The organism is Streptococcus pseudopneumoniae ATCC BAA-960 = CCUG 49455 (assembly GCF_002087075.1).
Classification (GTDB): domain Bacteria; phylum Bacillota; class Bacilli; order Lactobacillales; family Streptococcaceae; genus Streptococcus; species Streptococcus pseudopneumoniae.
In genome coordinates, this window is sequence record NZ_MWSM01000021.1 from 1 (window position 1) to 8655 (window position 8655).

Below are 8655 nucleotides of genomic sequence, written 5' to 3' on the forward strand. Positions count from 1 at the left end.
TCGAATCCTGTCTTCCCGATACATTACAGAGATACGTGAGTGTTTATTTTTAAAATTAGATATTATATACATTAAGAGAGAATCAGTTTGCTTCTCTCTTTTTTGATTTTCAGTAATTCATTTTGATCGTGTATATTTTTTTGTTTCCAGTCTTTTCAATAAATACCGTAGTTTAGGTATCCACATTGAAATTTAACAGATTTTATATTAAATTGAATTTGGAATAGTATAACATCTCTTCTAAAATATTGTTATAAATTGATTTGGATTCCAAAATTAAATTGTTCGATTCTTATTTCATTTTATTATATAACTCTTATAAATTTAGCCTCCTATAAATTTTTAAGAAAGCAATAGAAGGGTTTTGTTCAACGTATAATATATGTGTTTGTCTAATAAAAATTTCTACTCTTTTTGATTTTAAATAAGTATTAGTTTACATTATGGTGTGAATTGGGTTTGATATCTCTTTTGAGGAAGTTGCCTTAGATTTTTCTAATTGTGTTTTATTGTATAGTGTATCTTGCTTGTTTTGAACAGAATTTTTTATGACATTTGTCATATTTTCTAGTGACAGAAGCTTCTATCTCCTCTGATTTCAAAAGACTATAATTGTAGTATGAAATGGAGGAAGAAGAGATGAGAAATAAAATGATTATCGCAGTGAGTTTAGTAGTAGCAGGAGTTATGACCTATCTCATGTTTTCGGGATTGGATGAGGGTTTCTACCATTTTCCTTGGGAACTATTTGCTGTCTTTGGAATGATGTCTTGGATTGTTAGAGAAGGTTTGAAATTAGTCTCAGATGTGAAAAAGGAGTTTGAAAAATGAAAAAAGCGTTTCTCTATCTTTTTATTGGACTATCACTAGTGGTATGGTTGGTAGAAATGTTTACAGGTTGGTTTGCTCAAGCCTTGCTTCGCCAATTCATTCGTGGTGCTTTGGGGTTTGGATTTATGATTTTCGTCGTTTTCCTTATGAGAATGGAGTGGTTGAAAGGAGAGTCTCATGACTGTGGTTAAAGTTGAGAAATTGAGTAAGAAAATAAAAGACAAGGAGATTTTGCGGAACATCTCCTTTGAAATCAACGATGGCGAATGCGTCGCCTTGATTGGGCCAAACGGAGCAGGAAAGACCACACTCTTGGACTGTTTGCTTGGAGATAAACTGGTCACAAGCGGTCAAGTATCTATCCAAGATTTGTCGGTAACGAGCTCTAAGTTAGACTATACAAGATCCTACCTCCCTCAAGAGAATGTCATCGTTCAGAAATTAAAGGTCAAAGAGTTGATTGCTTTCTTTCAAAGTATTTATCCAAATCCCTTGAGCAACCAGGAAATCGATCAACTATTGCAGTTTGATCAGCAACAGAAAGAGCAATTTGCAGAAAAATTGTCAGGTGGGCAAAAACGTCTTTTATCTTTTGTCTTGACCTTAATTGGGCGACCAAAGCTTGTCTTTTTAGATGAGCCAACTGCGGCCATGGATACTTCAACTCGTCAACGTTTTTGGGAAATTGTTCGGGACCTAAAAGCGCAAGGAGTCACCATTCTCTATTCGTCTCATTATATTGAAGAGGTAGAGCATACAGCTGACCGGATTTTGGTTTTAAATAAGGGAGAGTTGATTCGTGACACGACGCCTCTAGCTATGCGTAGTGAGGAGATTGAAAAGCATTTTATCCTTCCGCTAGCTTACAAGGAAGTCGTTGAGAAGTCAGTCTTGGTTGAAAACTGGGTACAAAAACAAGATGCCTTACAAGTAGTCACACGCGAAGCGGATGCTTTCTGGGAACTGTTAGTTCAAGCAGGATGTAGCATACAAGAAATTGAAGTTAATAATCGTAGTTTGTTGGATACAATCTTTGAAGAAACTCAGAAGGGAGATGACTAAGATGAAACAATGGATAGCATTAAATAAGATAGAATTTCTATTGACCAAACGGCAATCAATCTATTATTTATTATCCGTAGGGATGCCGACAGCCTTCTATCTATTCTTTTCTGGCATGTACCAGAACACACCAGGTGGACCCGCGAATTTTATGCGTGATTATCTTATCTCCATGACGGCTTTTTCCATGATGTCGACAGCTATCTTCTCATTTCCAGCTGTCTTACATACCGACAAGATCAACAATTGGCAGAAAACATTGCGTCATAGTCCTGTAAATATGGTAGAATATTATCTATCAAAGATAACAACTATGCTGGTTGATTATTTGGTTTCAATCTTGGTGGTTTTCTCAGTTGGGCATTTTGTAAGAGGTGTGGATATGCCTTTAGCAAGCTGGGTTGGAGCTGCGATTTTGCTGATTATGGGAAGTATTGCTTTTGTAGCACTTGGCTTGACCTTGACTCTCTTACCAACTAGTCAGCTGATGTCTGTTGTGGGCAATCTTCTTTATCTAGGATTGGCTGTTTTAGGCGGACTCTGGATGCCCATCTCTTTATTTCCAGACTGGATGCAAGCAGTCGGTAAGTGTCTCCCGACCTATCAATTGATGGAGTTGCTCAAGACCTTCTTAAACGAGGGTGGCATCAATCTATCAGCCACAGTTTATTTACTTGTTTTTTCAGCAGTTTTATTTGGTTTGACTATTTACCTTCAAGGTCATAAGGAGAATGCTTAATGCTTGAAAGACTGAAAAGCATACACTATATGTTTTGGGCCAGTTTGATTTTTATGCTTTTTCCCATCCTACCTGTAGTGATTGGGGAGCTTCCTGCCTGGCATTTATTGGTTGATATTCTATTTGTAGTGACGTATTTGGGTGTTTTAATAACTAAGAACCAGCGCCTATCTTGGCTTTTCTGGGGGATCATGCTGGTCTATGTAGCTGGGAATACCGCCTTTGTTGCTGGGAATTATATCTGGTTTTTCTTTTTCCTTTCCAATCTCTTAATTTATCATTTTGGCGTACGTAGTTTAAAGTCTTTACATGTATGGACATTTCTCCTTGCTTAAGTCCTTGTTGTGGGGCGACTTTTGATTTTTCAGAGAATCGAAGTTGAGTTTCTAGTCTATATGCTTGTAATTCTTACTTTTGTCGATTTAATGACTTTTGGATTGGTTCGGATTCGGATTGTCGAGGATTTGAAAGAAGCTCAGGTCAAGCAAAATGCCCAGATAAATCTATTGCTTGCTGAAAATGAACGCAGTCGTATCGGTCAGGATTTACATGATAGTCTGGGGCATACCTTTGCTATGCTGAGTGTCAAGACAGATTTAGCCTTGCAGTTATTTCAAATGCAGGCTTATCCACAGGTGGAAAAGGAATTAAGAGAAATACAGCAAATTAGTAAAGAATCAATGCGTGAAGTTCGAACCATTGTGGAAAATCTTAAGTCTAGAACTTTGACATCCGAACTAGAGACTGTGAAAAAGATGTTAGAAATTGCTGGAATTGAGGTGGAAATAGCTAATCAACTAGATACAGCTAGCTTAACTCAGGAATTGGAGTCAACGGCTTCCATGATTTTGCTTGAATTAGTGACCAATATCATCAAACATGCCAAAGCGTCTAAAGTCTACTTAAGATTAGAACGGACAGAGAAGGAACTCATTCTAATAGTGAGAGATGATGGCTGTGGCTTTACTTCTATAAAGGGGGGTGACCTCCATACAGTCCGAGAACGTGTCCTTCCATTTTCGGGAGAGGTAAAGGTGATTAGTCAGAAACAACCGACAGAAGTTCAGGTTCGACTACCTTATAAGGAGAGAAAGTAGATGAAAGTATTAGTCGCAGAAGATCAAAGTATGTTGCGAGATGCTATGTGCCAGTTGCTTGCCTTTCAAGCAGATGTAGAGTCTGTCCTCCAAGCCAAGAATGGGCAGGAAGCAATTCAACTATTAGAAAAGGAGTCTGTAGATATCGCCATCCTTGACGTAGAAATGCCTGTTAAGACAGGTCTTGAAGTCTTGGAGTGGATACGAGCAGAAAATCTAGAAACAAAGGTGGTTGTGGTGACGACCTTCAAGCGTGCTGGGTATTTTGAACGTGCGGTCAAGGCTGGAGTGGATGCTTATGTATTAAAGGAACGAAGCATTGCAGACCTCATGCAAACCTTGCACATTGTCCTCGAAGGGCGCAAGGAGTATTCGCCTGAATTGATGGAAGTGGTGATGACGCATCCCAATCCGTTGACAGAACAAGAAATCGCAGTCTTAAAGGGAATTGCTCAGGGTTTCTCTAACCAAGAAATTGCAGATCAACTTTATTTATCCAACGGAACAGTCCGAAACTATGTCACCAATATTCTTTCGAAACTAGATGCAGGTAATCGAACAGAGGCAGCTAATATCGCGAAAGAATCTGGTTGGTTGTGATACTATCATAACGCGAAAACCATTATGTGTTAAAATTAAAATTATTCAATCAAACAATTTGTAACTTGAGGGGGCTTAGTTTCCTCCTTTTTGTGGCTCTAAGGTGGTAGCAAGGAGCTAAACCTAGGCTTTCTATGAAATTTTTTCAATCAATCCTCAAAAAACACTTGAAAGTGTTTACAATTAGTGATAGAATGGAATAAGTAAAAATATGAAAACGAAATTTTCACATCTTCACTTTTGTAAGTAGATATAGAGCTTTAATTGGTGCCTCTACTTGTAAAAGAATGTGTGGGATAGAAAGGACAGGAAAAGGAATGAATGCAGATGATACAGTAACCATTTATGATGTCGCTCGTGAAGCAGGTGTTTCCATGGCGACGGTCAGCCGTGTGGTTAATGGCAATAAAAATGTAAAAGAGAATACCCGTAAAAAAGTGTTAGAGGTAATTGATCGTTTGGATTATCGTCCAAATGCAGTTGCGCGTGGTCTTGCAAGTAAAAAGACAACCACTGTTGGTGTCGTGATTCCAAATATTACCAATGGTTATTTTTCGAGTTTGGCTAAGGGGATTGATGATATTGCAGAAATGTACAAGTACAATATTGTCCTAGCTAATAGCGATGAAGATAACGAGAAAGAAGTTTCTGTTGTCAATACCCTCTTTTCAAAGCAGGTAGATGGCATTATCTTTATGGGTTATCACTTGACAGATAAAATTCGCTCAGAATTTTCGCGTTCACGTACTCCGATTGTTCTCGCAGGAACTGTGGATGTAGAGCATCAGCTTCCAAGTGTCAATATTGACTACAAACAAGCTACGATTGATGCAGTGACCTACCTCGCTAAAGAAAATGAGCGCATTGCTTTTGTCAGTGGTCCACTAGTGGATGACATCAATGGTAAGGTTCGTTTGGTTGGTTACAAGGAAGCTTTGAAAAAAGCAGATATTCCTTATAGCGAAGGCTTGGTATTTGAATCTAAATACACTTATGAAGATGGCTATGCCTTGGCAGAGCGCTTGATTTCATCAAATGCAACTGCAGCAATTGTAACAGGTGATGAGTTGGCGGCAGGTGTCTTGAACGGTTTGGCTGATAAAGGTGTGTCAGTACCAGAAGAATTTGAGATCATTGCCAGTGATGATTCGCAAGTCTCTCGCTTTACCCGTCCAAACTTGACAACTATTGCCCAACCTCTTTATGACCTTGGTGCCATTAGTATGCGTATGTTGACTAAGATTATGCACAAGGAAGTGTTGGAAGAACGTGAAGTTCTATTATCTCATGGATTAACAGAACGTAGCTCAACACGAAAACGTAAATAGAAAAAATCAGGGAATCGAGAAGATTTCCTGATTTTGTGCTCTTAAACAAGAGATGTTGACTTAATGAATACCATAGAGCGGACTAGGCGGCTGGTTAAAGACTGCGCAACACACTGTTTTGAACTTGTAGATAGAACTGACGAAGTCAGCTCAAGTCCCTGCTTTGAGCTTGTGGATAGAACTAACGAAGTCAGCTCAAGTCCCTGCTTTGAGCTTGTGGATAGAACTAACGAAGTCAGCTCAAGTCCCTGCTTTGAGCTTGTGGATAGAACTAACGAAGTCAGCTCAAGTCCCTGCTTTGAGCTTGTGGATAGAACTAACGAAGTCAGCTCAAGTCCCTGCTTTGAGCTTGTAGATAGAACTGACGAAGTCAGCTCAAGTTCCTGCTTTGAGCTTGTGGATGAAACTGACGAAGTCAGCTCAAGTCCCTGCTTTGAGCTTGTGGATGAAACTGACGAAGTCAGCTCAAGTCCCTGCTTTGAGCTTGTGGATGAAACTGACGAAGTCAGCTCAAGTCCCTGTTTTGAGCTTGTAGATGGAAGCTGACGTGGTTTGAAGAGATTTTTCAAGAGTCTTAGCCTTCCATATAGTCTTTCAAATCTTGCCCTGTTAGTCCGGCATTGAGGGCAATGAGGAGTTTCAAGCGGGCTTTTTGGGCGTTGAGTTCTTTAATAAAGAAGACACCAGATTTTTGTAATTGCACGCCCCCACCCTGGTAGGCATAAACAGGCTCAGCGATACCGTTAAAGCATCGTGAAACCAGGGCGACTGGGATTCCTTTTTGCAGAAGGTTTTCTAATTTTTGAGCCGTTTCTTTGGGAATATTACCAGCTCCGAAGGCTTGGATAATTAAACCGTCCAAGTGTTCTAAATCCAGCATATCAATCAGCTCATCTGTCATACCAGCATAAGCCGAGATGATAGGCACCAAGCCTTGTATGTGATCAAGATCAAAGCGAACACGAGGTTCAGCTGTTTTAAAGTAGAGGATTTCCTGTTTCATGATGAGACCGAGGGGGCCATGTGTTGGGGTCTGGAAGGTGCTGACGTTGGTCGTATGTGTTTTGGTGACATACTTGGCAGCGTGGATTTCATCGTTCATAACGACCAAAACTCCTTTGTCAGCAGCCTTGTCATCGCTAGCTACCCGCAAAGCACTCAGATAGTTATAAACACCATCACTACCGAGTTCATTGGAGCTGCGCATGGCTCCTGTTAGAACGATGGGCATGTGGGGAATTTTCATGGTATCAAGGAAATAGGCTGTTTCCTCTAAAGTATCGGTTCCGTGTGTGATCACCACCCCATCGTAGTTATCTGCTTCCTCTTTGATTTTTTGGTAGAGAGCCAGCATATGTTTGGGTTTGATATGGGGGCTTGGCAGATTAAAAAAGTCCAAGGCATGAACTTGGATTCCTTCAAGTGGGCTGGACACATGATTCATAGGATTATCTGAACTCGTCACAACAGCGCCAGAAGCATCGGCCTGCATGGAAATAGTCCCACCCGTATGTAAAACAAGGATTTTCTTAGGCATGATTTACTTACTCTTTCTGAAATGTGGTATAATCATTGTATCACAAAAGGGGAGATTGGGATAGGATGGAAGTCAAAGCTGTTTTTTTTGATATCGATGGAACACTAGTCAACAATCGCAAGAGTGTTTTGAAATCCACTAGGGACGCGATTAAGATTGTTAAAGAACAAGGGGTGCTTGTCGGTGTAGCGACAGGGCGAGGACCTTTTTTTGTTAAGGAATTGATGGACGATTTGGACCTGGATTTTGCGGTAACCTATAATGGCCAGTATATCTTTACTAAAGACAGAGTCTTGTTCACGAGCCCTATTTCCAAGTTGCACTTGCGCCATCTAATTAGCTACGCTAAAAAAGAGGGGAAGGAGATTGCCCTAGGGACCAAGGATGCCATGCTGGGTTCTAAAATCATGTCCTTTGGTCTGGGTTCTTTTTCCCAACGAATCAGTCGCTTCGTTCCCTCTGTCTTAACCCGGACGGTGAGTCATTCCTTTAATCGTATGGTCAGTAAGGTTGTTCCCCAAAAGGAAGAAGACCTGCTTCATCTGATGAATCAGCCTATTTATCAAGTCTTGATGCTGATGACGCCAGAAGAATCTGAGAAGGCGGCAGCTGATTTTGAAGACTTGAAATTGACACGTAGCAATCCTTTTGCTGCGGATGTCATCAATCAAGGAAACTCTAAATTGGAAGGCATTCGACTAGTCGGGAAAGAATATGGCTTTGACCTCAACCAAGTCATGGCCTTTGGAGACTCGGACAATGACCTAGAAATGTTGGCGGGTGTCGGTATGTCTGTGGCTATGGGAAATGGTAGTAGCAGTGTCAAGGAAGTTGCCAAGCACATTACCACCAGCAATCAACAAGACGGAATCCACAAGGCCTTGGAACATTTTGGTGTTTTGGCTTCAGAAAAAGTCTTTGTCAGCCGTGACTATCATTTCAATAAGGTCAAGACCTTCCACCACATGATGGATGAACGGACCCAAGAAGAACCTCGAGCTTGGGATTTAGAAGGTGCAACCCATAGGGCTGGCTTTAAAATAGAAGAATTGGTGGAGTTTGTTCGAGCTGCCAGCCCTTCTGAAGAGGACTTTGGTCAAGCTCTATCGCAACTTCATCAAGCTCTTGATAAGGCAGCAGATAAAGTAGCTAAGAAGACGCCTGCTCAGCAAGATTTGATAGGTCAGGTGGATGCCTTGATTGACACGCTTTATTTCACCTACGGTAGTTTTGTCTTGATGGGGGTGGATCCAGAACGTATTTTTGACATTGTCCATCAGGCTAATATGGGGAAAATTTTTCCAGATGGCAAGGCTCATTTTGATCCAGTGACCCACAAAATCTTAAAACCAGATGATTGGGAAGAAAAATATGCTCCAGAACCTGCTATTAAAAAGGAACTGCAGCGCCAGCTCAAGGCTTATGAGCGTCATAAAGAGAGAAATAATACTCAATGAAAAT

The 8655-nt window shown here is 40.6% G+C and carries 9 protein-coding genes and 1 pseudogene; 9 read left to right on the forward strand and 1 reads right to left on the reverse strand.

Annotation, left to right across the window (positions count from 1 at the left end):
- The first annotated feature begins 624 nt into the window (after positions 1 to 624).
- The 8 genes and pseudogenes from B4W83_RS05860 to B4W83_RS05895 all read left to right on the forward strand — a co-directional run bounded on the left by B4W83_RS05860 (position 625) and on the right by B4W83_RS05895 (position 6203).
- Positions 625 to 831 carry a hypothetical protein gene (locus B4W83_RS05860; protein WP_007284920.1) on the forward strand — a complete coding sequence of 69 codons (207 nt, stop codon included), beginning with the start codon at positions 625 to 627 and terminating at the stop codon, positions 829 to 831.
- On the forward strand, positions 828 to 1022 hold the full coding sequence (locus B4W83_RS05865; RefSeq protein WP_000708867.1) for a hypothetical protein: 195 nt from the start codon (positions 828 to 830) through the stop codon (positions 1020 to 1022). Before B4W83_RS05860 ends, B4W83_RS05865 begins: the two co-directional genes overlap by 4 nt.
- Complete coding sequence (locus tag B4W83_RS05870) at positions 1009 to 1893, forward strand: ABC transporter ATP-binding protein (RefSeq protein WP_000219345.1); 885 nt, start codon at positions 1009 to 1011, stop codon at positions 1891 to 1893. Before B4W83_RS05865 ends, B4W83_RS05870 begins: the two co-directional genes overlap by 14 nt.
- A gap of 1 nt (position 1894) precedes the next feature.
- On the forward strand, positions 1895 to 2632 hold the full coding sequence (locus tag B4W83_RS05875) for an ABC transporter permease (protein WP_000816028.1): 738 nt from the start codon (positions 1895 to 1897) through the stop codon (positions 2630 to 2632).
- Positions 2632 to 3729: pseudogene (locus tag B4W83_RS05880) on the forward strand (sensor histidine kinase). The gene B4W83_RS05875 and the pseudogene B4W83_RS05880 overlap by 1 nt, the downstream one beginning before the upstream one ends.
- The gene (locus B4W83_RS05885; protein ID WP_000866699.1) at positions 3730 to 4329 is read left to right on the forward strand and encodes a response regulator transcription factor; all 600 of its coding nucleotides are present in this window, start codon (positions 3730 to 3732) and stop codon (positions 4327 to 4329) included.
- Positions 4330 to 4646: 317 nt separating this feature from the next.
- Positions 4647 to 5657, forward strand: a complete 1011-nt coding sequence (ccpA, locus tag B4W83_RS05890; protein WP_000990605.1) for a catabolite control protein A — start codon at positions 4647 to 4649, stop codon at positions 5655 to 5657.
- Positions 5658 to 5720: 63 nt separating this feature from the next.
- On the forward strand, positions 5721 to 6203 hold the full coding sequence (locus B4W83_RS05895; protein WP_083022234.1) for a hypothetical protein: 483 nt from the start codon (positions 5721 to 5723) through the stop codon (positions 6201 to 6203).
- A gap of 28 nt (positions 6204 to 6231) precedes the next feature.
- Here B4W83_RS05895 and B4W83_RS05900 read toward each other — a convergent pair whose 3' ends face one another.
- Entirely contained in the window at positions 6232 to 7194 is a 963-nt protein-coding gene (locus B4W83_RS05900) for an asparaginase (protein WP_001124792.1), read from the reverse strand.
- Positions 7195 to 7259: 65 nt separating this feature from the next.
- Between B4W83_RS05900 and B4W83_RS05905 the strand changes: the two genes are divergently transcribed.
- Positions 7260 to 8651 (forward strand): Cof-type HAD-IIB family hydrolase, encoded by a 1392-nt coding sequence (locus B4W83_RS05905; protein WP_000453149.1) that lies wholly within the window; start codon positions 7260 to 7262, stop codon positions 8649 to 8651.
- Positions 8652 to 8655 lie beyond the last annotated feature (4 nt).